Raw genomic sequence first — 24,975 nt, forward strand, 5'->3', positions numbered from 1 at the left:
GAACCCGGAAGCTAAGCCTTTCAGCGCCGATGGTACTGCAGGGGGGACCCTGTGGGAGAGTAGGACGCCGCCGAACAATTTTTCCGGGAAAGCCCCGCACCGTATGGTGCGGGGCTTTCCTGCGTTCTGATGCGCTATAGGCCGTGGACCGGGTGATCGGGCCTCACATTCGGGATTTCAGCACATCGACCTCACAGCCCGGCGCGAACGGGTCGAAGCCGTGCTCGGTCAGCCAGCGGACCGCCAGCAGGCTTCGCAACGACCACCACGCGCGGATCACGTCGAGGTCGACGTCGCCGCCGTAGCCGGCGAGGACGTCGTCGAGGTGGTTCTCGTGTCCGAGCGTGAAGGTGGCGAGGTCATACAGGGCATCGCCCCGGCCCGCCTCGGACCAGTCGATGATGCCCGTGACCTCGTCGCCGTCGACGAAGACGTGCGCGATCTGTAGGTCGCCGTGGGTGAACGCCGGAGTCCACGGCCGGAGCGCGGCCTCGGCGACCCGGCGGTTACGGGCGACCAGGTCGGCGGGCAGGAGGCCCCTCGTCACGAGCACCTCGCACTCTCCGTCGAGTTCCGCCGCCAGCGCGTCGGTGCTCCGGCCGGCCCGGCCGGGTCGGACCGGCGGCGGCGCGTCGTGCAGCGTCCGGATGGCGGCGCCCGCAGCGGCCCACGCCGACGACGCCCCGGGCGACGGCCCGGGCGACGGCCCGCCGAGGCGTCCGAGCGTCGTCCCCGGGAGCGCGGCGAGCGCGAGCACGGGAGGCTTGCGCCACAGGACCTCCGGGGTCGGGACCGGAGCGAGGGACATCGCCTCGACCTCGGCGTCGGTGCGCGCCTGATCGGCGTCCACCTTCAGGAACACGTCACCGACGCGCAGGGTCGCGCGCTCGGAGTGGGCGACGACGACTTCAACCTCATCCATGGGCGACCAGTATCCCGGGGTTGATCACCGGTGTCGCCGGATTTTCCTACGCGGGCGTCACCAGTCGGCTGTCGTAGGCCAGGATGACCGCCTGCACGCGGTCCCGGCATCCCGTTTTGGCGAGGACGCGGGTGACGTGCGTCTTCCCGGTCCGTCAGTGCGGTGATGCGCGGGTCCGAGGAGGCGGGTGGAGCGGTGTCGCCGGGCGTGACCGGAAGGTGGCGGGCGTAGGCGTCCAGGAGCCGGCGGGTCAGGGACGGGGCGACCACGGCGTCGCCGGCGGCCACGGCGCGGATGCCCGAGAGGAGCTCCTCCGGCAGGGCGTCCTTGACCAGGAAGCCGCTCGCTCCGGCGCGGAGGCCGTCGTACGCGTACTCGTCCAGGTCGAACGTCGTGACGATGAGGACGCGCGTGCGGGAGCCCGTCCTGATGATGCGGCGGGTCGCCTCGATCCCGTCCAGGCCGGGCATGCGGATGTCCATCAGGGCGACGTCGGGCTGGTGCCGGGCGATCAGGTCGATGGCCTCGGCGCCGTTGCCCGCCTCGCCGACGACGGTCATGTCGTCCTGGCTCTCCAGCAGCATGCGGAAGCCGAAGCGCTGCATCGGCTGGTCGTCAGCGATGAGTACGGTCGTCACTGGGGGTGGTCCTCCAGGGGGAGGCGGAGGTGGACGTGCCATCCGCCGTGGTCCGGCAGAGGGCCGGCTGTGGTCGTGCCGTTGTAGAGCGCCGCGCGTTCGCGCATGCCCATGATGCCTTGGCCGTGTGTGGCGGCTGGAGTGTCCTGCCCGTCCTTGCCGGTGCCCGTGCCGATGCCGCTGCCTGTGTCCGTGATGCGGGCGTCGATATGGGTGCGGGTGTAGGCGAGGGTCACCGACGCGGAGAGGGGTGCGTCGGGGGGTGTGGAAGCGTGCTTGAGGGTGTTGGTCAGGGACTCCTGGACCACCCGGTAGACGGTCAGTTGGCGGCCCGGGGTGAGTGGGACGGGTTCGCCGTGGAGTTCCAGGCGTACGGGAAGGCCCGCGCGGCGGACGCGGTCGATGAGGGGGGCCAGGTCGTCGAGGGTCGGTTGGGGGGCGCGGTCGGCGGTGGGGTGGTCGTCGCGCAGGACGCCCAGGAGGCGGCGGAGCTCGGTCAGCGCCTGTCTGCTGGTGGTGCCGATCGCCTCCAGGGCCTGGGCCGCCCGCTCCGGGCTCTTGGCGGCCGCGTAGGCCCCGCCGTCCGCCAGGCCCGTGATGACGGACAGGTTGTGGCCGATGATGTCGTGCATCTCCCGGGCGATGCGGGTGCGTTCGGCGGCCGCGGCCAGGCGGACCTGCTGGTCGCGTTCGTGTTCCAGCCGTTGGGCACGTTCGACGAGGGCCTCGGTGTACTCGCGGCGCGTCCGTACGGCGATGCCCAGAAGAGCGACGAAGACCAACCCCCATACGTACGAGACGATGTGCTGCCCCCAGACGCCGGGGAGGCTGACGGATCCCAGGAGGAGCGGGGCGCAGAACACCAGCGCCGCGGCCCCGAGCGTACGGAGGGACGAGCGCAGGGCGATGTGGAAGACGGGGATCAGCTGGAGGAGGGCGGCCTGGACCACGGCTCCCGTCCAGATGTTGACCAGGGACATCGGGGCCGACAGCAGGAGCACGGTCATCGGGTGCGTGCGGCGCCACAGCAGCGGGAGCGAGAACCACAGGCTCATCAGCAGCACCAGTGCTTCGGGCGCGGTTCCGTCCCGGGCCACGGTCCGCCAGCCGCCGGAGCTGTAGTCGAGGACGGCCGCCACGGCCCAGAACGCGGTCACCGCCACGTCCCAGACCCGTGGCCGGCGTCGGTCGAAGGCGCGGAGCCGGTCCAGTGCGCTGCGGATGGTCCGGGTGAGCGGGGCCGTGACTGTGCCGGTGTGGGGTATCGGGCCGGGGCGGGGTATCCCGCCGGGGCGGTCGCCCTCCTCGGAGTGGTCGTCCGTCACCTGCTTCTTCCTTCTCTTCTTCCCCGGCTCTTCTTGCCTGGTCTCAGGTGTCCCGGCGGTGCAGCGTCCATGCCGCCCCGCCGGGGGATTCCCGCCGTGACACCCGCCGCGGCGCGCAGGACTCCCGGGTCGGTGCCGTGCGTGTGCGCCAGTGCCAGGAGGTGGTCGCGGGCGGACCTGCCGGGGTGGACGGAGCGGGCCCCCGGTCGAGGTCCTGGACGACGGTTCGGTCGCCGTATCGCTTGGTGAGTCCGTATGCCCTGATCATGCGCTTGATCATGCGGTCGACGCTACGGAGCGGTCCCGGGGGTGGTCGTCCGACCAGGGGTGGGACGTGCGCGGGGGCGTAGTACCGGGGTACGACGGGGAGCGGCAGTGCCGGGGGAGAAGGGCGCGCGGGAGCTTGGGCGCGTCATCGGGCGGGGGTGGCCGGATCCCCTCAAAGGGCCCCCGGGGCGGGGGCGTTCAGGGGCTGCTGCCAGCGGGAGCGGCCCTGTTCCCGGGAGCGGAGCAGGGCGATCGTGGGCAGGCCCAGATCCTGGCCCTTCGCCAGCAGTTCGGGGAGCTGGGGGAGCGGGGCCACGGCGGCCACGTCGTCCAGGACCAGCGTCATTGGTGGGTCGAGCCGACCGTCGGATGACCGTGCGGCCATGCGGCGGCCGTGCTCGACCACGTGTGAGGCGAGCGCGGTGAGGAGGGGCATCGCGCCGGGGCGGGTACGGGGATCCTCGATGGGTTCACCGACCACATAGAGCGTTCCCCCCTCGCGGACGAAAGATTCCAGCGCGGACGCATCCGATCGGTTCGCCGTGCATGCCTCGCGGATGTGCACCGAGGAGAGGGCCGAGAAGGCCCGTACGTTCAACTCCTGCGCCACCTCCCGCCGTTCCGGGTAGGCCGTGAGCGCGGACTCCAGGAGCCCGGCGAGTCCGGAGGCGGCCTTGGGGTGCGTACGGAGGAGGCGTACGGGTTCGTGGGCGCCGGCCCCCGAGGCCCAGCGGGCGACCTGGCGGAAGGGGCGGCCGTCCACCGCTGCGGCGTGCAGCCAGCACTGGAGGAGCGTCTGCGCGGTGTCGGCCACCGCCGCGTCGATCCTGGCCTGCGGGCGGACCGGGGCGAGGAGGGCGGCGGCGCGTACGGCGGCCGTTTCGGGGTCCTCGCAGCCCGTGGTGGGCGGCCAGTGAAGGCGGGCGGGGGTGTCGCAGAGGTGGCCGGGGTCGTGGACGAGGACCGGGCCGAGCTTGGCGCGGGCGTCCTTCGTCTCGGCCCAGACCGTGGGGTCCGAGGTGACGACCAGGGCGGGGCCCTCGGCGTCCTGGATGGCCTGGACGACGGTGGGCCGCCGGGTGGGGGCGGAGGCGTAGACGAGGAGGGGGGTGCGGGGGGAGGGGAGGGAGAGGGGGGTGAGGGGTGCTTCCTGCGGTGTTCCCCGCAGCGATTCCTGTGGTGCTTCCCCCGGTGATTCCCGTGGTGCTTCCTGCGGTGCTTTCTGTGGTGACCGGTTGGGTGGGTGGGGCTGGGTTTCGGGGGACTTGGTCAGCGGGGGCGTGGCCGGTGTCCGGGCCGGTGCTGAGGGGTGTTCGGGGGCGGGCGCCTCGTGGGGGTGGTGGGGCTCCGGGCGCTCGTGGGGTGTCCCGTACAGGCGTTCCTCGCGGCGCTGTTCCCGTACGAGCCGCCAGCGGGCCAGGACCCCGAGGACGAACACCGTCAGGACCGCCAGCACCATCAGCTCGCCGATGAACAGGCCCCAGAACAGGCCGTAGCCGGAGAGTTGGGAGGCGGGTGTTCCGGGCCAGGCGCCGGGGAGGTCCTGGGGGGCGGTGGCCAGTTCGCGCAGGGCCAGGGGGGCCTGGGTGAACGTGACGCCGTCCGGCCAGGAGCCGTGCGCGAAGAGACCGGACAGCCCCGCGGCCGTCCAGGAGAGCACGGTGGCCGCGAGCAGGAAGCCGAGCAGGCCGACCAGCAGGCCGTCGGGGACGCCGCCGGCGCGGGCGTCGTCGTGGCGCGGGCCGGGGCGAGGGCGCGTGTGGTGCCGGGGGTCCCGCTCCGGGGCCGGTCCGTGTGCTGCTCGGCGTGCCATGTCAGGCCACCGTGGACCGGGACGACTCGTTCATACGTTGCTGGTTCTCGATCCGGGCCGCCCGTTGCTCCGCCTCCAGCTCCGCGGCGCGGATGTCCTCGGGGAGCAGGTCGTCCGACGAGCCCTCGGTCATGGCGCGGTCGGTGAAGACGAGGGGGCGTTCGGCCTCGGTGATCAGGTGTTTGACCACCTGTACGTTGCCGTTGACGTCCCAGACCGCGATGCCGGGGGTGAGCGTCGGGATGATCTCGACCGCCCAGCGGGGCAGGCCGATGACCCGGCCGGTGGCTCTGGCCTCGTCCGATTTCTGGGCGTAGATCGTGCGGGTGGAGGCCATCTTGAGGATCGCCGCCGCTTCCTTCGCCGCCGCTCCGTCCACGACGTCGCTGAGGTGGTGGACGACGGCGACGAAGGAGAGGCCGAGCCGGCGGCCGAACTTCAGCAGGCGCTGGAAGAGCTGGGCGACGAAGGGGGAGTTGATGATGTGCCACGCCTCCTCGACCAGGAAGATGCGCTTCTTGCGGTCGGGCCTGATCCAGGTGTGTTCCAGCCAGACGCCGACGATCGCCATCAGGATCGGCATCGCGATCGAGTTGCGGTCGATGTGCGAGAGGTCGAAGACGATGAGGGGCGCGTCGAGGTCGATGCCGACGGTGGTGGGGCCGTCGAACATGCCGCGCAGGTCGCCGTCGACGAGCCGGTCCAGGACGAGGGCGACGTCCAGGCCCCAGGCCCGTACATCGTCTATGTCGACGTTCATCGCCTCGGCCGACTCGGGCTTGGGGTGGCGGAGCTGCTCGACGATGTCCATCAGGACCGGCTGGCGGTCGGTGATGGTCGCGGTCACATAGGCGTGGGCGACCTTCAGCGCGAAGCCGGAACGCTCGTCCAGCCCGTGGCCCATCGCGACTTCGATGATCGTACGGAGGAGGGCGAGCTGGCCGGTGGTGGTGATGGAGGGGTCGAGCGGGTTGAGGCGGATGCCGCCGTTGAGGGCTGCGGTCGGGTCCAGGCGGATGGGGGTTATGCCCAGCTCCTGGGCGATGAGGTTCCATTCGCCGACGCCGTCCTCGCCCTGGGCGTCCAGGACGACGACCTGGCGGTCGCGGAAGCGGAGCTGGCGCAGGACGTAGGTCTTCTCCAGTGCCGACTTGCCGTTGCCGGACTCGCCGAGGACGAGCCAGTGGGGGGCGGGGAGCTGCTGCCCGTACAGCTGGAAGGGGTCGTAGATGTAGCCCTTGCCGCTGTAGACCTCGCGGCCGATGATCACGCCGGAGTCGCCGAGGCCGGGGGCGGCGGTGGGGAGGTAGACGGCCTGGGCCTGGCCCGTCGACGTACGGACGGGGAGGCGGGTCGTCTCCACCTTGCCGAAGAGGAAGGAGGTGAAGGCGTCCGACAATGCGGACAGGGGGTCTCGCATGGCGGGGCTGCCCTCTCTTCCTGCGGTTTGGGTGCGGGGTTCTTGGCGGGCGCCCGCGTCAGCGGCGGATGCCGGTGGCGAACGGGAGCGTGTTCACGAAGGCGCGGTGGTGTTCGCGGTCGCACCACTCCAGCTTGAGGTACGACTTGCCGGCCGAGGCGCGGATCGTCCGCTTGTCGCGGGCGAGGGCCTCGGGGGAACGGGACGACACCGTGATGTACCCCACCAGGTTCACTCCGGCCGCGCCGCTGGCGAGATCTTCACCCCGCTGGTCGAGCCGGCCGTGGGCGGCGATGTCGCGGGGGTCGACGGTGCGGTTCATCTTGGCCTGGCGGCTGGCCTCGGCGTCGTCGTTGGTCTTCTCGGTCAGCATGCGTTCGATGGCGACCTCGGTGGGTTCGAGGTCCATGCAGACGGCGACCGTGCGGATGACGTCGGGGGTGTGGACGAGCAGCGGGGCGAGGAAGTTGACGCCGACGGGGGTCATCGGCCACTCCTTCACCCAGGCCGTGGCGTGGCACCAGGGGGCGCGGGTGGTGGACTCGCGGGTCTTGGCCTGGAGGAACGTGGGCTCGACCGCGTCCAGTTCGGCGGGCCAGGCGTTGCGCTTGGTCATCGCCTGGATGTGGTCGATGGGGTGGTCGGGGTCGTACATCGAGTGCACGAGCGAGGCCAGACGGCTCTGGCCGAGCGGCTGGCGTACCCGGATGTCGGCCTCGGCGAGGCGGGCGCAGATGTCGGTGAGCTCGCGGGCCATGACGACGGCGAGTCCGGCGTCGCGGTCGAGCTTGCGGCCGCCGTGGGGGCGGGCGGCGCGGGCCATGGCGTTGGCCTCGGCGGCCAGTTCGCGGCTGTAGTGCATGCAGGCGACGAGGTAGGCGCGGTGCTGCTCGCTGGAGGTGGAGACCATGGACTGGAGCTGGTCGTAGGAGTCCTGGAGCCAGCCGGGGGACGCCTTGTCGCCGCGCTGGGCGACGTCCTTGGCGTGGGCGTCGGGGTCGGCGGGGAGGGTGCGGGCGAGCATCTGGAGGCGGGTGACGAAGCCGTCGCCGTTGGCCACGTGCTTGAGGAGGGTGCCGAAGCGGTCGACCAGGGCCTCCTGGTCCTCGCTGTCGCGGAGGCCGACGCCGGGGCCCTCGATCTCGATGGCGGCGGTGACGGTGCGCCGGTCGGCGTGGAGGAGTACGGCGATCTCGTCGGGGCCGAAGGGGGCGGCGAGCCAGCTGATCCGGCCGATGCCGGGGGGCGGGCCGATCTCGACCTCGCGGCCGTCCGCGCTGACGCCGGCTTCCATGGCGCTGGAGCGGTAGGCGGTGCCGCGGCGCAGGGAGCGCTTGAAGCTGCGGTTGATCTCGAACCACTTGTAGAACGTCCGGTGCTTGTACGGGACGTAGACGATGGCGAGGGCGAGCAGGGGGAAGCCCACGAGGCAGACGATGCGCAGGGAGAGGACGGGGACGAGGAGTCCGCTCATCATGCCGAGGAACGCGCCGACGATGATGAGGGCGATCTCGCCGGTCTCGCGGTTCTTGCCGACGATCGCGTTCGGCCGGGCGCGGCCGATGAGATACGTACGGCGGGGCGTCATCGTGTGGGACTGAGTCGTCAACGCCCTCCACCTCCTGTGCTCGAGTTACCTGTGGTGCCGGTGTTGCCTGTGTTGCCGAAGCCGCCTCGGGAGGAACGGCTGCTGTGGGGGGTGCTGGAGGTGGGGCCGGAGCCGCCGCTGCGGGGCGAGGGTGCGGCGGAGGGGACAGATCCGCCGCCTCCTCCGGAGGAGCGGGAGCTGTGTGCGGCGACGCCGCCGCTGACCGGGTTGGCGGAGCGGCCCCCGCCCCCGCCTCCGCTGTTCTGGTCGGTGCGGCCGCTGTGGGTCTTGATGCCCTGGGAGACGAGGGCGGCCGGGGAGCTGATCAGGGCGGCGGCCTGGGCGCCGTCGGTGGCCTGCTTGCGGTTGGTGCGGGCGCCCTGGATCTCGTCGCCGAAGCCGGGGACGAAGCGGTAGATCATGGCGGAGGCGAAGATGGCCAGCAGGATGATGGCGAGGCCGGAGACGACGGCGGAGAAGGCGTCGGGGCCCTCGCCGGCGGAGAGCGCTCCGGCGAGGCCGAGGACGATGACGATGACCGGCTTGACCATGATCACCGCGATCATGATGCCGGCCCAGCGGCGGACGTGGCCCCACATGTTCTTGTCGACGAGACCGGCGTAGACGACGATGCCGAGCAGCGCGCCGACGTAGAGCAGGGCGGCGCGGATGACGAGCTCCAGCCACAGCACGCCGGCCGCGAGGATCGAGACGAGCGAGACGACGATCAGCATGATCGGCCCGCCGCCGATGTCCTCGCCCTTCTTGAGGGCCTCGGCGAACGAGCCGAAGAACACGTCGGTCTGGCCTCCGGTGGAGGAGGCGATGACTTCGGTGACGCCATCGGTGGCGGAGACGATCGTGTAGAGGATCAGCGGCGTGAAGGCCGAGGCGAGGACGGTGAGCCAGAGGAAGCCGACAGCCTCGGAGATCGCGGTGGTGAGGGGCACGCCGCGGATGGCGCGCTTGGTCACGGCGAGGAGCCAGAGGACCAGGGTGAGGATGGTGGAGGCGGCGAAGATGACGGCGTACTGCTGGAGGAACTTGGGGTTGGTGAAGTCGACGTTCGCGGTGGACTCGACGGCCTCGCTGAGCTTTCCGACGATCCAGGCGGCGGCGTCGGCGCAGCCTCGGGCGAGGGAGGAGAGGGGGTCCAGGGAGTCGCTGGACGGGGCGGAACTTCTCTCTGCCCGACCTGGTTCATCGAGGCAGTACTCCTTGGACATGCCGTGGAGCAGGTCGCAAGCCTTGTTGTCGGCGCTGGGCTCAGGAGACGGCGTCGGCGACGGGGTCGGGGTGGGCGCGGCGGCGGCTTTGGCGGCGACGAAGAACGCGGTGGCTTGCAGCGAGGCCAGCACGGCGAGAACGGTGCGCGCGCCGCGTCGTGGGCTACCGGGCATAGGTGAAGCCTCCGAACTCCTCGATGGCCTTGCTGATCTCGTCGGAGCCGGAAGCCACCGCGTCACCGGGGACGGGAGCCGGGCCGTCCTTCTGACTGTCTTCGGTGATCTTCCAGTCGCCGTCCGACCAGGCGAGCTTCGCGGTCCATGTCTTCCACGAGGTGCTCACCGGGTCGGTCGACCCCTCGCCGGACATGCCGACGAGGCCCGTGTACCAGACGGCGACCGTCGCCGAATCGCCGCCGTAGTCGACGACGCTTGTGCCGACGGGAACGGTGCGCGAGACGAAGGTGCTCCCCCGCGGGGCGGCGCCGTCCGCGTCGAGTCCGAGTTTGGCGAGGAACTCCGCGGAATACGCGGCGTCCTGCGGCGCCTTCAGCTTGGAGGCCGCTTCAGCGGTGTAGATCGCGTCGACGATCTCGTGGCGGCTCTCCTTGCGGAACATGCCGACAGACCCCAGCGCCACCGCGTAGTTCGCCGCCGCGCTCTGCGCCCCCTGCTCGTCGTGGGCGAAGCCGGAGGCGATGCCGCCGTTCTTGCCCGTCACCGGCTTGGTGCCGGTGGCGGCGGTGGGTGCGGAGTCCGTGGTTCCTGGGCCCTTCGCCCCCCGGGAGGCGGTGTCGTCGCTGCCGCCGCCCCGGTTGGCGAAGGCGATCGCGGCGATGAGGAGGACCACGACGCCGGTGATCGTGACGAGGGAGCGGGAGTTCCTGACGGGGCGGCGGGCCGGGGAATGGCCCGTGTCGCCGTCCGGGAGACGGGTACGTGTCTGGCGGGTGCCGCCGAGGGTGCTGTACGGGTCGTCCGCGCGCCCGCCCTGGTCCCTGCCGCGATAGTCGTGCTCGTCGCCGGGGCTCATGCCGCGTTCGCTCCCTCGGTCGGGTGCGGATGCGCGCATGACGACGGGAGCTGTGCTGGTTGCCGCGTGAGCGCGGTGGAGTGACTCGACATCAGGGAGACGCAACCTCAGCCGGTGGGCACGACGGACGGATGGTGGGGAGCGGGCGGGGATGGCCCGGCACGGGCCGGCCGACGGTCGGTCAGACGGCCATTCCGTACACGATGGTGAAGAGCGTGCCCAGGGACCCGATGATGAAGACCCCGGTCAGGCCCGCCACGATCAGGCCCTTGCCCTGTTCCGCGCTGAACGTGTCGCGCAGCGCCGTCGCCCCGATGCGCTGCTTCGCCGCGCCCCAGATCGCGATGCCGAGGCAGAGCAGGATGGCGATCGCCATCACCACCTCGATCATGATGCGCGCCTCGTTGCCCAGCGTCCCGAACGGCCCCCAGTTGGGGGCGATTCCGCCGATGATGGTGGTGATGTCGCCCTTCTCTGCTGCCAGGATCATGTAAGTCACCGCCCCTGTTGGGTAGTTAGCTGCCCGTACCGTTCGGCACGGATTGCCTTCTATCTTCGCTGATGAAACCGCCCTTGCACGACGCCTTCCGGGTCTCTTTACCCGGAACTCGCACGTTCGATCGGAACAGCCGCCCTGACCTGCGGCTCGTCCCGATATCCACATGCATATACCTGGTTACTCTGTGTATCACGGAGTGTGACCGCGAGCAACGACGGGGGCCATAGGTTCGCGGTCCGGTTGCAGCGTTCGTGGGGCACGACGTGTTCGTATGCGCCGTTCGAGAGCCGTCGATGCGCCTGTGGGCCGGGGCGATGCGCCGTCAGGGGGTTTGGGGAGAGGGCGGCTTCGGGCGGCCGGGCTGGTCGACGGGCTTCTTCACGTCCGCCTCCTTCACGTTCGCCTCCTTCACGTCCGGCTCCTTCGCGCTCGGCTTCTCCATGGGCGCTTGCGCCGGCGGGCGGCGTTCGTTCCCGTACCTGACGGGATTTCCGCGCCCGGCTTCTCAACCGGCCGTCGAAGCCCTGCGACGACGGTAGTAGGACACGGTGAGCGCGCCGAGCAGCGGTCCCCAGAGGACCAACGGCTGGTACATGATGCCGACCAGGTGATGCCCGAGGCGTGTCATGTCCTCGTGCGGAAACGTCCACCACAGCGGCATCGCGCCCCAGATCGCGGTCAGGGCGACAGCGCCTGCGGCAGCCGGTACGACAGCGGCCATCGGGTGGACCCTGCGCCCGCCGACGAGGGGCAGCCGGCGCGGGAGGACCTCTCCCCAGGGGCGTACGAGGCCGAGGGCCAGGAGCGCGGCCAGTTCGGTGACCACGCTCAGCATCAGCATCCAGAGCTTCGAGCCGGGGGTGTCGAACGGTACGAAACCGGCGTCCGTGTACCCCGCCGGATACCCGAGCACCAGGGCGATGCGCCACAGGGCACTCGGCAGCACGATCAGAGCGATCAGGTGTGCGGCCCGAACCGCCCAACGAGGGGCGGCCGTGCGGGCGGGGGCAGCGGCGGCGGGCGGGGCGATCCGAGGACTGGGCATACGCCTCATCCTCGTGCCGGGCACGTGAGGTGTCGTCAGTCTCCGGTCCGGCCGTGTTCCGCCCGGCGGATGAGGGCGCCTCCGCCGTGCGGCGGAGAGCGCGAAGGGCGGTGGTGGCGGGCGATGCGGGGAGTGCGGCGGAAGCCCGTGGGTCCATCGTCCGGGTGAAACCCGTGCCCGCCCGGCGAGCCGATCGGCCCCGGGATCACGGGGCGCCCGCTCCGGAGCCGTTCACGGCGACGGCATGTCGCCCGCGCCGCCTTTGACACAGTGCCGCTCCACGATCAAGGAACGGGGTGAGCGGTGTGGGCGGAGTGACCGTGGTGGGGCGACCGGCCGGAGACCGGCCGTCGTGGGACGGGCCGCACGGCGCGGCGGCCGGGGGCGGGGACCTGAAGCACAGCGACGCACCGTGGAAACGCGCCGCGGGGCAGGCGGAGGGGCTGGTCACGCACTTCGGCCCGGTGAAGGGCGAGCTGGGGCGGGCGCACCAAGGGCTGGTGGCGGGGGCCGGAGCGCTGTCCGCGCTCGCCGAACTGAGCGCCGTACGGACTTCGTGGGAGCGCCGGATCGAGACGGCTCGCGACGAGTGCGGCTCTCTCGCCGGGAAGCTGCGGGCGGTGGTCGTTTCCCAGGCCGGGGCGAACGAAGCGGTCAAGAGCTCCTTCGCCCGGGTGCAGATTCCGGGCGTCGCCGGGGAGCGGTGAGCCGTGAGCGGGCCGATCGCTCCGGGCGCGGTGGGGACGGCGCTGACCTGGGCGGAGTTACGTGAGGTGAAGTGCGCCGAGCTGGAGGAGGCGGCGGACGGTTGGGGCAGGGTGAGCAACCGAGCCGACGCCGCCCGGCACCGCATCGACACGCAGCTCATCAACGAGCTGCGCAAGACGCAGGAGAGCGAGGCGGCGCGGGCGGCGGTCAGGCGGTTGCGCCGGCTGGCGATGAACTTCCAGTACGTCTACACGGAGTGCGGGCTGCTGCGGACCACGCTGAACAGCCTGGCCCATGAGATGAAGGCCCAGCAGCGCGCTCTCCAGCGAGCGCTGGACGATGCGGCGGCGCTGAAGTTCAGGGTGCACCCGGACGGTTCGGTGACGTACCCGGCGGGCGGCCAGGGGCTGATCGACGGCAAACCGCTGGCGGGCGGGACCGCGGCCGGGGTCCCCAACCCGGGCCTGGTCAGCCCGTCCGGTCTCGTCGCGCCCAACCCGAACGCCGGCAGGGCCCAGGACATCGCGGACCGGGTGGCCCAGGCGGTACGGACGGCGGCCGACGCGGACTGGCGGTACGCGAGGATCCTGCGGGAGCTGAAGGCCGAGGCGGGCCTGAACGTCCCGACCGCGACGTGGACGGATGCCGCGAACGACGCGGCGGCGGTACGGGAGGCGGCGAGCGGCTACCTCAAGCACGGGATCCCGCTCGACGCGTCTCCGGCCGAGCGCAAGCAGTGGTGGGAGGGCCTGACGGACGAACAGCGCGAGGAGTACCTCGCGGTGTACCCGGACCGGATCGGCAACCTGGACGGGATCCCGGCCCTGGTCCGGGATGCGGCGAACCGGGACAACCTTCAGCTGCTGATGGGGAAGCTGGCAGGGCAGGACGACGACGATTCGGCGACCAAGCTGGCGGCGCTGCGGGAGATCGACCGACAGTTGCAGGCGGTGCCGAAGCCGGGGGATCCGCCGATGTACCTGCTCGGTATCGGGGATCAGGGCAACGGGCGGGCGATCGTGTCCTTCGGCAATCCTGATACGTCGCGGAATGTGGCGGCCTATGTGCCGGGGCTGAACACGTCGTTGGACGAGGAGTTCGCCAAGGACGATCTCAAGCGGGCGCGTGACCTGGCCGTCGCCTCGAATCGCCAGGGCGCGCCCGCCGCTGCGATCACCTGGCTCGGATACGACGCCCCACAATCGCCGGACGGCTTGGGGACCCTTGCTGTCGCGTCCGGCGGCAGGGCGGAGGAAGGCGGCCGATTGTTCAACGGGTTCATGGGCGGACTCGAAGCGACCAACGAGAACAAGGACCCGCACATGACGGCCATCGGCCACTCCTACGGCTCACGGACTGTTGGCGCGGCGACGCAATATGAAGGCGGGATTCCCGGCGTCGACGACATCGTGTTCGTCGGAAGCCCGGGGGTGGGCGTCGAGAGCGCCGACGAACTGGGGGTCGGCAGGGATCACGTCTTCGTCGGAGCGGCCGCCAACGACATCGTGACCAAACTCCCGTCGAAAGGAGAGTTCGCCGCCGGGGCAGTCGGGTTCCTGGCCGGCGGGCCAGTAGCCGCCTACACCTTCGGTGACTTGGTGGACCGGGATGACGACGACGTCTGGTTCGGTAAGGACCCGGCCAGCGAGGCGTTCGGGGCGAGGCGGTTCGAGGTGGGGGACGGGCCGCCTTTGGTCGGGGCGAGTGGGCTTTCGCTCGATGCGCATTCCGACTATTTCGACCCGGAGGTCGATATGACATCGGCTGAGAACATGGCATTGATTGTTGCCGGGAACAATCACAAGATCAAAACGGAAGAGCCGCGTTGAGATTCCGAGCCAGGTCGATGTGTGTGGTTCTTGTCTTGTGTTCGTTGATGGTGGGGTGTGCCAGCATGAGAGGCGAGGATATGAATATGCAGGAGGCCGCAGAACATGCGGACAAGATCCTTGATGACGTTCTCTCGGAGATCGACCCGAAAGTGCGTTGGGTGCATGGGCCGACGACGACGGGGAGTTGCACAGTTACCCGTAGGAGAACGGTGATGACCGTTGTCTCCGCTCAGCGGCGGGGCAGCTTCCTGGGAGTGGTGGATCGTTTCTGGCGGAAGAGCGGCTATCGCATGACGGCGATCAATAACGATGTGGACGTCCCGGCGATTTATGCAAGAACCAGACAGGGATTTCAAGTGGGGTTGATTGTAGCCGACAAGGGGCAGGTGCATTTCGACGTGTACAGCCCTTGTGTCCGTCCCTCTGAGGTCACCGATTCCACCAGTCTGGCCACCGCTCCGCTCGACCCGGATCTGGAGTTCATCCCCCGCCCCAACATCCACTCCGACTTCTGGTCGGCCGAGGGCGCATGATCAGGCGTTGCGGGTGGGGCTGACGGGTGGTCAACGTCCTTGTGCGCTCCGGGTGCGCCGGTGATGTGCTGCGGATGACTCGTACACACCCTCGAAAACACTCCTGAACCGTTCCCCGATGGGGGATGGTTGTGGGGTGCGGAAAATCTGGGTCTTCGGTGGCATCGGCGTGGGCATGGCCATGTGCTTCATGGCGCTGCTCATCGTCGGTACGTACTCGGCCGCCGCCGGCCTCGCGAGGGGCGGTGGGGGTGCCGTCGCGCTGGCCAAGGGTGCGGTTCCGGCCCGGTATCAGTCGCTGGTCCAGAAGTGGGGCAACCTCTGCCCGGCCATCAACCCGGCCCTGCTGGCAGCGCAGTTGTACCAGGAGAGCGGCTGGAACCCGCGGGCGCAGAGTCATGCCGCCGCGCAGGGCATCGCCCAGTTCATCCCCGGCACCTGGGCCACGCACGGGATCGACGGCAACAAGGACGGCAAGCGGGACGTCTGGGATCCGGCCGACGCGATTCCCTCGGCCGCCTCGTACGACTGTGAGCTCGCCGGGTACGTGAAGAAGGTGCCGGGCGACCCGACGAGCAACATGCTGGCCGCGTACAACGCCGGGGCGTACGCGGTGATCAAGTACGGCGGCGTTCCCCCGTACAAGGAGACGCAGAACTACGTCAAGATCATCCGGTCCCTGGAGAAGAGCTTCGCCCGGCCGGTCGGCCGTGTCGCGCCCTCCCGGCAGGCGGCCGGAGCCATCCACTTCGCGCAGACCAAGCTGGGCACGCCCTATCTCTGGGGCGGCAACGGGACGCCGGAACAGCAAGGGCGGTTCGACTGTTCGGGGTTGACCCAGGCGGCGTACCGCACCGTGGGGATCGAGCTGCCGCGCGTCGCGAACGACCAGTACAACGCGGGGCCGCACCCCTCGCGGGACGAGTTGCTTCCGGGGGACTTGGTCTTCTTCTCTGATGATCTGACCAATTCGCGCACCATTCGGCACGTCGGGTTGTACGTCGGCGGCGGATATATGATCAACGCTCCGTTCACCGGAGCGGTGATCCGCTTCGACAAGATCGACACACCGGACTACTTCGGTGCGACGCGGGTCACCAGGGACGGGGCCGCGGCCCTCCCGAAGGACCGGCCGGAGAATCTGGCGCCGGACCTGTCGGAGGACTGACGGGAGTCGGCGGTGGCTGGAACTCTCCGTGAAGCCTGGCCCCTGAGCTGCGACGACCAGTCACTCTTCGATAACGTCATGGTGATCATTCGGTGGAGAGCGGAACGCGGATGCGCGCCGGACCGTTCCCTGAACGGGAACAGCACGCGCACTGACCATGCGTGCGCGAAGACGGGATCGCACCGGCTACGGGGGTTCGACCACGGGCGGCACGCAAGGACGCGCGTCGCCGCAGAAGAAGCAGACAAGGCAAGGGGCGGCAGCAGATGGCTGGACTCGAACTCGATGGGTCGAACCCGGACGTCAGCCTGCTCTATGACATCAACGGGCTGGCGAAGGCCGCGCCGACCTGGTTCGACCGGGTCATGGAATTCGTCGGTGAGTACGGCACCATGTTCGGCCTCGTCCTGGTGGGCCTCTGGTGCTGGTGGAGCATGCGAAAGCGCGGGAGCGCCGAGGACTCGGTGACGACGGTCGCCGCGCTCGTCTGGGCGCCGCTCGCCGCCGCGCTCGCGGTCGTGATCAACATCCCGATCCGCGGTTTCGTCGAACGGCCGCGCCCCTTCAACGATCACGACGGGCTGGAAGTCCTGATCCACGGCAAGACGGACTACTCGTTCGTCAGCGACCACTCCACCCTGGCCATGGCCCTCGCCGTCGGCATCTTCGTGGCCAACCGGAAGTTCGGCTTCGTCGCGCTCGGCCTGGCGTTCTTCGCGGGCGTCAGCCGGGTCTACATGGGCGTCCACTACCCGACCGACGTGATCGGCGGATTCGCCCTCGGCACGGCCGTCGCCCTGCTGCTGGCGCCGCCCGCGATGGCCCTCCTGACCCCGCTGATGGCCGCCGTCTCCCGCTCCGGCCGGGTCGGCTGGGTCGTCCGGTCGAAGAAGGCGGACGCCGCGTACGCCGATGAGGGCGGGGACGCGCTGGGGCTTCCCGAGCAGCGACCGGGCACGCGGCGGCGCGTCAACCCGGGGGAGAAGGACCTCGCCGCCTGATCCCCGGCCCTGTCCCTGTCCCTGTCCCTGTCCTGAGCCCGACCCGGTCCCTGCCTGACCCCGGCCGTTTCCACCGATCCCCCAGGTGCTCCGAGCACCTGGGGGATCGCGCTGTTTCCGGCCGCCCGCCGACCGCCCCGGGTCAGGGCGCCGCGCCCTCCAGGTGTTCCGCGGCGTCCGTGCGCGCCCGGTCCCGGGATCTGCGCGCCGGTCCCGCCCAGCCGCAGGTGCAGCGGGCCAGGCAGAACGAGCCGCGCTCGATGGTCGTGGCGTTGTGCCCCGCCGAGGGCGGAGAGGGGCACGGAGGGGGATGCGGGGCGGTGGTGCGGGCTGGGGCGGGGGGTTCCTCGTGCACGCGACCACGGTACTGGGGGCGGGTGACGAACCGGGGCCCGAGGACCGCACGCCCCGTGGCCGTACTGCGGAGGTTCCGGGGCCGGCGTGACGGGGAACGCGCCGAGGCCCGCGGGCGGGGGACCGGCGGGCGGGGGATGCGCCGGGGTCGGTGGACGAGGAACGTGCCGGGACCGGTGAACGGAGGACGCGCCGGGGTCGGTGGACTGGGGGACGTGCCCGGGGCGGCGTCAGGGCGGATGCCCGGGGTGGCGTGCGGGCGGACACCCGGGGCGGCGTGACGCCGGATGCCCGGGGTGGCGTGCGGGTGGACACCCGGGGCGGCGTGACGCCGGATGCCCGTGGTGGCGTGCGGGCGGACACCCGGGGCGGCGTGACGCCGGATGTCACGGGCGGCGTGTGGGTGGACGTGGCGGGGCGGCGTGACGGGGGACGCCGGTGGTCGTTATGCGAAGCGGGTGAGGGCTCGGTCGGGCGGCAGTCGTTGGGGGTTGGCAGGCGATGGTGGTGCAGCAATACAGGTACGGAGGCGGGGCCCGCGCTGCCTGCGCCCTCGCCGTGGCCGGGGTGATCGCGGTCACCGCCGGGTGTTCCGGTCGAGGCGGGGGGAGCGGCGGCAGCGACGGTTCCGGGCAGCGCGCCGTGGCCGCCGAGCGCCCCCTCGACGTGCTCGACCGGGCCGCCGGCGTACTCGCGGAAGCGGGTGGCGCGAAGGCCCGTACGTCGATGGAGACGGCGGCCGGCGGGACGCGGGTCACGATCAAGGGGCAGGGCGCGTACGACTTCCGCCGGCAGCTCGGGCGGCTCCAGGTGGTGCTGCCCAAGGACGCGGCGGGCGCGGACGACCGCCGGCCGATCACCGAGCTGCTGGCCCCCGGCGCGCTGTACATGAAGAACCGCGGGGCCGGGGTGCCCGACGACAAGTGGGTCAGGGTCGACACGACCGCCCTCAAGGACGGCAACCTCGTCACCGGCGGGGTCACCGATCCGATGGCGGCGGCCGAACTGCTGCGCGGGGCCGCCGATGTGACGTACGTGGGGAAGTCGGAGCTGTCCGGGGTGACGGTGCACCACTACCGGGGCGTCGCGGACCTCGGCCGGGCGGCGCGGGCCGCCTCACCCCTGTCGCGAGGGGCGCTGAGTGCGGCGGCGAAAGGGTTCAGCAAGGACGCCGTCCCCTTCGACGCGTATCTCGACGAGGAGGGGCGGCTGCGGAAGGTCCGCCACCGCTTCAGCTTCGCCTCCGAGGGGCCGGAGGTCTCGGTGGTCTCGACCCTGCTCCTGTACGGGTTCGGGGCGCCGGTCACCGTGACCCTGCCGGACGAGGACGATATCTATACGGGGGAGATCCGGCAGGGCTGAGCGGGGGTCCCTCCCGAAGACGCGACCCGCCACCCGGCGAAAACGCGAGCCGCCACCCGGCCAAGGCGCGCCCCGCGCCCCACGGCAAACGGGGAAAGGAGCGGGGAGAGGACGCGGGAAACAGGGAGGGGCAGCGGGAAGAGCGGGGCGGGAGGGGTCGGTTGGGAGGGGGCCTAAATGGTCCGTCCGTGCCATGCGCGGCGCACATCCGGCTCCCTACGCTAGGAAGCCGGTGCGCCAAAGGGTCGGCAAGGGCCGGCGACGGCAGATGGACGGCAGAGAGAGGTGACGCAGGTGGTGACGCTCAGCGCTCCGAACGCTCAGGACTGTATGGCCCTCGCCGAGATCGAGCTGTGCGGCGAACTCATGATCGCGGCCTCGGCGGCCCGTGAGGAACGCCTCAGTCCCGACCGTATCGACGAAGTGCTCAACGGCGGATGCGCGGATGAGTGGATGACGGTTCCCCGGCAAGGTGCGCGTCAGGATGCCCGCCAGGACGCCCGCCCGGACGCCCGGCAGGGCGCTCACCAGGGATGACGCCCCCGCGACGCTAGGGATGACGCCCCCGCGACGCTGAAGTCGGCGCGACCCTGGAATCGGCCCCGCTCGCCGTCCTCGCCCCGCTCGCCGTCCTGATCCCGCCCCCGCACCCGCCCACCCTCACGTGCGCAGCAGGCGGGCGATCGCCTTCGTGGCCTCCGCGACCTTCGCGTCGATCTCCTCGCCGCCCTTGACCGCCGCGTCGGCGACGCAGTGGCGCAGGTGCTCCTCCAGCAGCTGGAGGGCGAAGGACTGAAGGGCCTTGGTGGAGGCCGAGACCTGGGTGAGTATGTCGATGCAGTAGACGTCCTCGTCGACCATGCGCTGGAGGCCGCGGATCTGGCCCTCGATCCGGCGCAGCCGCTTGAGGTGCTCTTCCTTCTGGTAGTGGTAGCCGTGGATGCCCCGGTCGTGGTCGGTGACGATCTCCTCGGCTTCGACGACGGCCCCCGTCTCCGGGCCCGCCGGGCCCGTGGGTTCCGCTCCCGCGCCTGCTCCCGGGGTCTCGGTCGTGGTCATCTGCTTCCTCCCGTTGTCCTCATACACCCTGGTACAGCCTGCCGCACCCGGCTGGGCCGTGCGCCATGGCCTGATATGGCCCCTGCCGGTCTCCGCTGCACCCCGTGCAGCTGCCCTTGATATACCCCCGCCGGGTATATCGTAACGAATCCGGCCGAAACGTGACCGGGGGCCCGTGCTGATCACCGTTCCCGATGGGCGACACTGAAGAACGCCGGTTAGCCGTGGCCGGATGATGCGCCTAGCATCAGCCTGACCGAATCCAAAGCACCCCGAGGACCCCACGTGCGCTTTCGTCTGACCCCCAGGGAGACGAGCTTCTACGACATGTTCTCCGCGTCTGCGGACAACATTGTCACGGGCTCGAAACTCCTGATGGAACTGCTCGGGGCGGATTCTGCCTCCCGAGTCGAGATCGCGGAGCGTATGCGGGCAGCGGAGCACGCGGGGGACGACGCCACCCACGCGATCTTCCACCAGCTGAACTCCTCCTTCATCACGCCGTTCGACCGCGAGGACATCTACAAGCTGGCGTCCTCGCTCGACGACATCATGGACTTCATGGAGGAGGCCGTCGACCTGGTCGTCCTCTATCAGGTCCAGGAGCTCCCCAAGGGCGTCGAGCAGCAGATCGAGGTGCTGGCCCGGGCGGCGGAACTGACCGCCGAGGCCATGCCGGGGCTGCGGACCATGGACAACCTCACCGAGTACTGGATCGAGGTCAACCGCCTGGAGAACCAGGCCGACCAGATCCACCGCAAGCTGCTGGCCCAGCTCTTCAACGGCAAGTACGACGCCATGGAGGTGCTGAAGCTCAAGCAGATCGTGGATGTGCTGGAAGAGGCGGCTGACGCGTTCGAGCATGTCGCGAACACCGTGGAGACCATCGCGGTCAAGGAGTCCTGAACCTCGTGGACACCTTTGCGCTGATCGTGACCATCGGCGTCGCGCTCGGCTTCACGTATACGAACGGCTTCCACGACTCCGCGAACGCCATCGCCACCTCGGTCTCCACCCGGGCGCTGACCCCGCGTGCGGCTCTGGCGATGGCGGCGGTGATGAACCTCGCCGGCGCCTTCCTGGGCCAGGGGGTCGCCAAGACCGTCAGCGAAGGGCTGATCGCCACGCCCGTGGGGCAGAAGGGGATGGGCATCCTGTTCGCGGCGCTCGTCGGCGCGATCATCTGGAATCTGATCACCTGGTATTACGGTCTCCCCTCCTCGTCCTCGCACGCGCTGTTCGGCGGCATGGTCGGAGCGGCGCTGGCCGGCGGTACGGACGTCATCTGGTCCGGGGTGCTGGAGAAGGTCGTCATCCCGATGTTCCTCTCCCCGTTCGTCGGCCTCATCGCCGGTTATCTGGTGATGGTCGGCATCATGTGGATGTTCCGCAACGCGAACCCGCACAAGGCCAAGCGCGGTTTCCGGATCGCGCAGACGGTCTCGGCGGCGGGCATGGCGCTCGGGCACGGCCTCCAGGACGCGCAGAAGACGATGGGCATCGTGGTGATGGCCCTGGTCATCGCCGACATCGAGGGCCCCAACGACGAGATCCCGGTCTGGGTCAAGATCGCCTGTGCGGTGATGCTGTCGCTCGGTACGTACGCGGGCGGGTGGCGCATCATGCGTACGCTCGGCCGGAAGATCATCGAGCTGGACCCGCCGCAGGGCTTCGCCGCCGAGACGACCGGCGCGTCGATCATGTTCGGTTCGGCGTTCCTCTTCCACGCCCCGATCTCCACGACGCACGTCATCACCTCCGCGATCATGGGCGTCGGCGCGACCAAGCGCGTGAACGCCGTGCGCTGGGGCGTCGCGAAGAACATCATCCTGGGCTGGTTCATCACCATGCCCGCCGCCGCGCTCGTCGCGGCGCTGAGTTACGGCGCGGTGCTGCTGCTCTTCGGCTGAGCCGGCGAGCCGATCCCGTAGGACATCACAGACGTGCCGACGAGCTGACCCCGTGGGACGTCTCGGACGTGCCGGCGAGCTGACCCCGTGGGACATGCTCGGACGTGTCGGCGAGCCGATCCCGTAGGACATCTCAGACGTGACGTGGGTCCGCCCCCGCTCTCCGTACCAGGGAGAGCGGGGGCGGACCCTTTCGCCTTGTGGTGGCACCGCCATGCAGCACCGCAAGGCCGTCTGGGGGCGGAGGCTCAGCCGAAGCGGCCCGAGATGTAGTCCTCCGTGGCCTGGACCGACGGGTTGGAGAAGATCCGCTCCGTCTCGTCGATCTCGATGAGCCGGCCGGGCTTGCCGACCGCCGCGAGGTTGAAGAACGCGGTGCGGTCCGAGACGCGGGCCGCCTGCTGCATGTTGTGCGTCACGATGACGATCGTGAAGCGCTCCTTCAGCTCGCCGATCAGGTCCTCGATGGCGAGCGTCGAGATCGGGTCGAGCGCCGAGCACGGCTCGTCCATCAGCAGGACCTGCGGCTCGACCGCGATGGCGCGGGCGATGCACAGGCGCTGCTGCTGGCCGCCGGAGAGGCCGGAGCCGGGCTTGTTGAGGCGGTCCTTGACCTCGTTCCAGAGGTTCGCGCCGCGCAGGGACTTCTCCACGACGTCGTTCAGCTCGCTCTTGCGGTAGCTGCCGTTGAGCCGCAGGCCCGCCGCCACGTTGTCGAAGATCGACATGGTGGGGAAGGGGTTGGGGCGCTGGAAGACCATGCCGACCGTGCGGCGCACGGTGACCGGGTCGACGTTGGAGGCGTAGAGGTTCTCGTCGTCCAGGAGCACCTTGCCCTCGACGCGGCCGCCGGGGGTGACCTCGTGCATCCGGTTCAGGGTGCGCAGGAAGGTGGACTTGCCGCAGCCGGACGGGCCGATGAAGGCGGTCACGGAGCGGGGCTCCACGGTCATCGAGATGTCCTCGATGGCCTTGTGGTTGCTGTAGAAGGCGCTGAGGCCGCTGATGTCGATGCGCTTGGCCATGGAGATCACTGCTTCTTTCGGGAGGTCGCTGATGGCCGCGTCAGCGACCGGTCTTCGGGGCCTTCCAGCGCGCGATGGCGCGGGCCACGAGGTTGAGGATCATGACGAAGGCGATCAGCACCAGGGCAGCCGCCCAGGCCCGGTCGTAGGACGCGGCCTCGCCGACCTTGTACTGCTCGTAGATGTAGAACGGCAGCGAGGACTGGGCGCCGTCGAAGGGGTTCGCGTTGATCAGCTGGCTGCCGAAGACCAGCAGGATGATCGGGGCGGTCTCACCGGCGATACGGGCGATGGCGAGCATGACGCCCGTGGTGATGCCGCCGATCGCGGTCGGCAGGACCACCTTCAGGATAGTGCGCCACTTCGGGATGCCAAGGGCGAGCGAGGCTTCGCGGAGCTCGTTGGGGACGAGCTTGAGCATTTCCTCGGTGGAGCGCACCACGACCGGGATCATCAGGATCGTCAGGGCCAGCGCGCCCATCAGGCCGGAGGGCTGGATCTCGAAGATCAGCATGATCGACAGGATGAAGAGACCGGCGACGATGGACGGGATGCCCGTCATCACGTCGACGAAGAACGTGACGGCTTTGGCGAGGGATCCCTTGCCGTACTCGACCAGGTAGACGGCGGTCAGCAGGCCGAGCGGGGCGGAGATCACCGTGGCGATGCCGACCTGCTCCAGGGTGCCGATCAGCGCGTGGTAGACGCCGCCGCTGGCCTCCGAGCCGAGCACGCCGGCCATGGAGTGGGTCAGGAAGTAGCCGTCCAGGCGCTCGGAACCGCGGCTGATCGTCGTCCACAGCAGGGAGGCGAGCGGGATGACCGCCATCAGGAAGCAGACCCAGACGATGCTGGTGGCCAGGCGGTCCTTGGCCTGGCGCTTGTTCTCGACGACGCTCGTGGCGACGTACGAGATCGCCAGGAAGAGCAGCGCGGCGATCATGCCCCACTGCACCTTGCTGTGCCAGCCGGCGGCGGTGGCGATGCCGACCGCGAGCGCGATCGACACGGCGGCGAAGCCGACCGGGGCCAGCCGGGGCAGCGACCTGCTGCTCAGGCCGGACTTCGGGGCGGCGGGGCCGGCGGGCGGCGTCGGGCGTTCCTGGACGCCGGTGGATGCGTGGCTCATGCGTTGGCCCCCGAGTACTCCTTGCGGCGGGCGATGATGAGCCGGGCCGCGCCGTTGACCAGCAGGGTGAGGACGAAGAGGACGAGGCCCGAGGCGATCAGGGCGTCGCGCCCGAACTCGTCGGCCTCGCCGAACTTGGCCGCGATGTTCTGCGCGAACGTCCCGCCGCCCGGGTTGAGCACGTGCAGCGAGATGATGAAGCTCGGCGAGAGGACCGTGGCGACGGCCATCGTCTCGCCGAGCGCGCGGCCGAGGCCGAGCATCGAGGCGGAGATGATGCCGGAGCGGCCGAAGGGCAGCACCGAGAGGCGGATGACCTCCCAGCGGGTGGCGCCCAGCGCGAGGGCGGCCTCCTCGTTCATCTTCGGGACCTGGAGGAAGACCTCGCGGCTGACGCTGGTCACGATCGGCAGGATCATGATCGCGAGCAGCACGCCCACGGTGAAGAGGGAGCGGGCGACGCCGACCTCGGTCTTCTCGAAGATGTACGTCCAGCCGAAGAACTGGTCGAGCCAGAGGTTCAGGCCCTCCAGGTACGGCACCAGGACGAGGGCGCCCCAGATGCCGTAGACGATGCTGGGGACGGCGGCGAGCAGGTCGACGACGTACGCGATGGGGGCGGCCAGCTTGCGCGGCGCGTAGTGCGAGATGAACAGGGCGATGCCGACAGCGATCGGAACCGCGATGACCATCGCGATGATCGAGCTGACGACCGTGCCGAAGAGCAGGACGGCGATGCCGAAGACCGGCGGGTCGCCGGCCGGGTTCCAGTCGAAGGTGGTGAGGAAGTTGCCCTCGTCCTTCGAGATGGCGATGGCGGCGCGGTAGCTGAGGAACACGGCGATCGACGCCATGATCACGAGCAGCAGGATGCCCGAGCCGCGTGAGAGGCCCAGGAAGATCTTGTCGCCCGCGCGTCCGGTGGACTTGGGGCGGTCTTCCCGGCCCGGAGGCGCCGGCGGGGCCGGTGATGTGTCTATCGGTGTGGTGGAAGCCATGGTCTTTCCGGTCTGTGTGGGGGAGCTGTGCGCTCCCCTGGCGGCGGTGCACCGGATGGGGGTGGGGGCGGCGGGCCGGTCCGGAGGGGTGCGCCGGGCCGGCCTGCCGGGTTTCGCTCG

The 24,975-nt window shown here is 70.2% G+C and carries 23 protein-coding genes, 1 rRNA gene and 2 pseudogenes; 10 read left to right on the top strand and 16 right to left on the bottom strand.

Translation table 11 applies throughout. From position 1 onward, the window contains the following. Positions 1-76, top strand: a 5S ribosomal RNA gene (gene rrf / locus ACLJPL_RS32520); the annotation flags it as partial. A gap of 87 nt (positions 77-163) precedes the next feature. Here the strand turns inward: rrf and ACLJPL_RS32525 are convergent. From ACLJPL_RS32525 to ACLJPL_RS32575, 11 genes and pseudogenes are all read right to left on the bottom strand, one after another. Further along, positions 164-922: a phosphotransferase family protein gene (locus ACLJPL_RS32525; RefSeq protein WP_411084546.1), complete on the bottom strand. Its 759-nt coding sequence runs from the start codon at positions 920-922 to the stop codon at positions 164-166. A gap of 46 nt (positions 923-968) precedes the next feature. Then, positions 969-1,560, bottom strand: a pseudogene (locus ACLJPL_RS32530) (response regulator). Next, the gene (locus ACLJPL_RS32535) at positions 1,557-2,885 is read right to left on the bottom strand and encodes a sensor histidine kinase (RefSeq protein WP_411084547.1); all 1,329 of its coding nucleotides are present in this window, start codon (positions 2,883-2,885) and stop codon (positions 1,557-1,559) included. The pseudogene ACLJPL_RS32530 and the gene ACLJPL_RS32535 overlap by 4 nt, the downstream one beginning before the upstream one ends. Positions 2,886-2,928: 43 nt before the next feature. Further along, a complete protein-coding gene (locus ACLJPL_RS32540) occupies positions 2,929-3,165 on the bottom strand; it encodes a hypothetical protein (protein ID WP_411084548.1) in 237 nt (78 codons plus the stop codon). 159 nt (positions 3,166-3,324) lie between these two features. Then, a complete protein-coding gene (locus ACLJPL_RS32545) occupies positions 3,325-4,965 on the bottom strand; it encodes a type VI secretion protein (RefSeq protein ID WP_411084549.1) in 1,641 nt (546 codons plus the stop codon). A 1-nt stretch (position 4,966) separates the two neighbouring features. Beyond that, a complete protein-coding gene (locus ACLJPL_RS32550; RefSeq protein ID WP_411084550.1) occupies positions 4,967-6,385 on the bottom strand; it encodes an ATP-binding protein in 1,419 nt (472 codons plus the stop codon). Positions 6,386-6,443: 58 nt separating this feature from the next. Beyond that, positions 6,444-7,994: an SCO6880 family protein gene (locus tag ACLJPL_RS32555; RefSeq protein ID WP_411084551.1), complete on the bottom strand. Its 1,551-nt coding sequence runs from the start codon at positions 7,992-7,994 to the stop codon at positions 6,444-6,446. Next, complete coding sequence (locus tag ACLJPL_RS32560; protein WP_411084552.1) at positions 7,991-9,373, bottom strand: hypothetical protein; 1,383 nt, start codon at positions 9,371-9,373, stop codon at positions 7,991-7,993. The genes ACLJPL_RS32555 and ACLJPL_RS32560 overlap by 4 nt, the downstream gene beginning before the upstream one ends. Beyond that, positions 9,363-10,232, bottom strand: a complete 870-nt coding sequence (locus ACLJPL_RS32565; protein WP_411084553.1) for a hypothetical protein — start codon at positions 10,230-10,232, stop codon at positions 9,363-9,365. Before ACLJPL_RS32565 ends, ACLJPL_RS32560 begins: the two co-directional genes overlap by 11 nt. A 181-nt stretch (positions 10,233-10,413) precedes the next feature. Then, complete coding sequence (locus tag ACLJPL_RS32570; RefSeq protein WP_015610155.1) at positions 10,414-10,722, bottom strand: hypothetical protein; 309 nt, start codon at positions 10,720-10,722, stop codon at positions 10,414-10,416. A gap of 514 nt (positions 10,723-11,236) precedes the next feature. Then, positions 11,237-11,776, bottom strand: a complete 540-nt coding sequence (locus ACLJPL_RS32575) for a hypothetical protein (protein ID WP_411084554.1) — start codon at positions 11,774-11,776, stop codon at positions 11,237-11,239. 296 nt (positions 11,777-12,072) lie between these two features. Here ACLJPL_RS32575 and ACLJPL_RS32580 point away from each other — a divergent pair, with 296 nt between their 5' ends. The 5 genes from ACLJPL_RS32580 to ACLJPL_RS32600 all read left to right on the top strand — a co-directional run bounded on the left by ACLJPL_RS32580 (position 12,073) and on the right by ACLJPL_RS32600 (position 17,018). Beyond that, positions 12,073-12,483: a hypothetical protein gene (locus tag ACLJPL_RS32580; RefSeq protein ID WP_411084555.1), complete on the top strand. Its 411-nt coding sequence runs from the start codon at positions 12,073-12,075 to the stop codon at positions 12,481-12,483. Between the two features lie 3 nt (positions 12,484-12,486). Further along, positions 12,487-14,313 (top strand): alpha/beta hydrolase, encoded by a 1,827-nt coding sequence (locus ACLJPL_RS32585; RefSeq protein ID WP_411084556.1) that lies wholly within the window; start codon positions 12,487-12,489, stop codon positions 14,311-14,313. An 80-nt stretch (positions 14,314-14,393) separates the two neighbouring features. Further along, on the top strand, positions 14,394-14,849 hold the full coding sequence (locus tag ACLJPL_RS32590; protein WP_411084557.1) for a hypothetical protein: 456 nt from the start codon (positions 14,394-14,396) through the stop codon (positions 14,847-14,849). Positions 14,850-14,967: 118 nt separating this feature from the next. Continuing rightward, positions 14,968-16,017, top strand: a complete 1,050-nt coding sequence (locus ACLJPL_RS32595) for an NlpC/P60 family protein (RefSeq protein ID WP_411084558.1) — start codon at positions 14,968-14,970, stop codon at positions 16,015-16,017. A gap of 266 nt (positions 16,018-16,283) precedes the next feature. Continuing rightward, a complete protein-coding gene (locus tag ACLJPL_RS32600; protein ID WP_411084559.1) occupies positions 16,284-17,018 on the top strand; it encodes a phosphatase PAP2 family protein in 735 nt (244 codons plus the stop codon). A 142-nt stretch (positions 17,019-17,160) separates the two neighbouring features. Here ACLJPL_RS32600 and ACLJPL_RS32605 read toward each other — a convergent pair whose 3' ends face one another. After that, entirely contained in the window at positions 17,161-17,373 is a 213-nt protein-coding gene (locus ACLJPL_RS32605) for a hypothetical protein (RefSeq protein WP_411084560.1), read from the bottom strand. 500 nt (positions 17,374-17,873) lie between these two features. Here ACLJPL_RS32605 and ACLJPL_RS32610 point away from each other — a divergent pair, with 500 nt between their 5' ends. Then, positions 17,874-18,734: a hypothetical protein gene (locus ACLJPL_RS32610; protein ID WP_411084561.1), complete on the top strand. Its 861-nt coding sequence runs from the start codon at positions 17,874-17,876 to the stop codon at positions 18,732-18,734. Positions 18,735-19,019: 285 nt separating this feature from the next. Further along, positions 19,020-19,217, top strand: a pseudogene (locus ACLJPL_RS32615) (hypothetical protein); the annotation flags it as partial. A gap of 177 nt (positions 19,218-19,394) precedes the next feature. On the opposite strand, the gene ACLJPL_RS32620 reads toward ACLJPL_RS32615, so the two are convergent. Beyond that, entirely contained in the window at positions 19,395-19,793 is a 399-nt protein-coding gene (locus ACLJPL_RS32620) for a metal-sensitive transcriptional regulator (RefSeq protein ID WP_411084562.1), read from the bottom strand. 285 nt (positions 19,794-20,078) lie between these two features. Between ACLJPL_RS32620 and ACLJPL_RS32625 the strand changes: the two genes are divergently transcribed. After that, entirely contained in the window at positions 20,079-20,699 is a 621-nt protein-coding gene (locus ACLJPL_RS32625; RefSeq protein WP_007449359.1) for a DUF47 domain-containing protein, read from the top strand. Positions 20,700-20,704: 5 nt separating this feature from the next. Further along, complete coding sequence (locus ACLJPL_RS32630; protein WP_411084563.1) at positions 20,705-21,703, top strand: anion permease; 999 nt, start codon at positions 20,705-20,707, stop codon at positions 21,701-21,703. 248 nt (positions 21,704-21,951) lie between these two features. Here the strand turns inward: ACLJPL_RS32630 and pstB are convergent, their stop codons facing one another. Genes pstB through pstC form a run of 3 tightly spaced genes read right to left on the bottom strand, consistent with a single transcriptional unit; the run spans position 21,952 to position 24,855 of the window. Continuing rightward, positions 21,952-22,728 carry a phosphate ABC transporter ATP-binding protein PstB gene (gene pstB / locus ACLJPL_RS32635; RefSeq protein WP_128846562.1) on the bottom strand — a complete coding sequence of 259 codons (777 nt, stop codon included), beginning with the start codon at positions 22,726-22,728 and terminating at the stop codon, positions 21,952-21,954. 40 nt (positions 22,729-22,768) lie between these two features. Continuing rightward, positions 22,769-23,857 carry a phosphate ABC transporter permease PstA gene (gene pstA / locus ACLJPL_RS32640; protein WP_411084564.1) on the bottom strand — a complete coding sequence of 363 codons (1,089 nt, stop codon included), beginning with the start codon at positions 23,855-23,857 and terminating at the stop codon, positions 22,769-22,771. Then, the gene (gene pstC / locus ACLJPL_RS32645; RefSeq protein WP_411084565.1) at positions 23,854-24,855 is read right to left on the bottom strand and encodes a phosphate ABC transporter permease subunit PstC; all 1,002 of its coding nucleotides are present in this window, start codon (positions 24,853-24,855) and stop codon (positions 23,854-23,856) included. The genes pstA and pstC overlap by 4 nt, the downstream gene beginning before the upstream one ends. Between the last annotated feature and the right edge of the window lie 120 nt (positions 24,856-24,975).

Source organism: Streptomyces sp. cmx-18-6, assembly GCF_046548915.1.
Taxonomy (GTDB): Bacteria; Actinomycetota; Actinomycetes; order Streptomycetales; family Streptomycetaceae; genus Streptomyces.

Excerpts from the sequence above, each read along its gene's own strand:
- ACLJPL_RS32560 (WP_411084552.1), bottom strand. The coding sequence starts at position 9,373 with ATGCCCGGTAGCCCACGACGCGGCGCGCGCACCGTTCTCGCCGTGCTG.
- ACLJPL_RS32545 (WP_411084549.1), bottom strand. The coding sequence starts at position 4,965 with ATGGCACGCCGAGCAGCACACGGACCGGCCCCGGAGCGGGACCCCCGG.
- ACLJPL_RS32600 (WP_411084559.1), top strand. The coding sequence starts at position 16,284 with ATGGCTGGACTCGAACTCGATGGGTCGAACCCGGACGTCAGCCTGCTC.
- ACLJPL_RS32550 (WP_411084550.1), bottom strand. The coding sequence starts at position 6,385 with ATGCGAGACCCCCTGTCCGCATTGTCGGACGCCTTCACCTCCTTCCTC.
- ACLJPL_RS32590 (WP_411084557.1), top strand. The coding sequence starts at position 14,394 with ATGAATATGCAGGAGGCCGCAGAACATGCGGACAAGATCCTTGATGAC.
- ACLJPL_RS32540 (WP_411084548.1), bottom strand. The coding sequence starts at position 3,165 with ATGATCAAGCGCATGATCAGGGCATACGGACTCACCAAGCGATACGGC.
- ACLJPL_RS32595 (WP_411084558.1), top strand. The coding sequence starts at position 14,968 with ATGGGGGATGGTTGTGGGGTGCGGAAAATCTGGGTCTTCGGTGGCATC.
- ACLJPL_RS32620 (WP_411084562.1), bottom strand. The coding sequence starts at position 19,793 with ATGACCACGACCGAGACCCCGGGAGCAGGCGCGGGAGCGGAACCCACG.
- ACLJPL_RS32570 (WP_015610155.1), bottom strand. The coding sequence starts at position 10,722 with ATGATCCTGGCAGCAGAGAAGGGCGACATCACCACCATCATCGGCGGA.
- ACLJPL_RS32565 (WP_411084553.1), bottom strand. The coding sequence starts at position 10,232 with ATGAGCCCCGGCGACGAGCACGACTATCGCGGCAGGGACCAGGGCGGG.
- pstC (WP_411084565.1), bottom strand. The coding sequence starts at position 24,855 with ATGGCTTCCACCACACCGATAGACACATCACCGGCCCCGCCGGCGCCT.
- ACLJPL_RS32575 (WP_411084554.1), bottom strand. The coding sequence starts at position 11,776 with ATGCCCAGTCCTCGGATCGCCCCGCCCGCCGCCGCTGCCCCCGCCCGC.
- pstB (WP_128846562.1), bottom strand. The coding sequence starts at position 22,728 with ATGGCCAAGCGCATCGACATCAGCGGCCTCAGCGCCTTCTACAGCAAC.
- pstA (WP_411084564.1), bottom strand. The coding sequence starts at position 23,857 with ATGAGCCACGCATCCACCGGCGTCCAGGAACGCCCGACGCCGCCCGCC.
- ACLJPL_RS32525 (WP_411084546.1), bottom strand. The coding sequence starts at position 922 with ATGGATGAGGTTGAAGTCGTCGTCGCCCACTCCGAGCGCGCGACCCTG.
- ACLJPL_RS32610 (WP_411084561.1), top strand. The coding sequence starts at position 17,874 with ATGGTGGTGCAGCAATACAGGTACGGAGGCGGGGCCCGCGCTGCCTGC.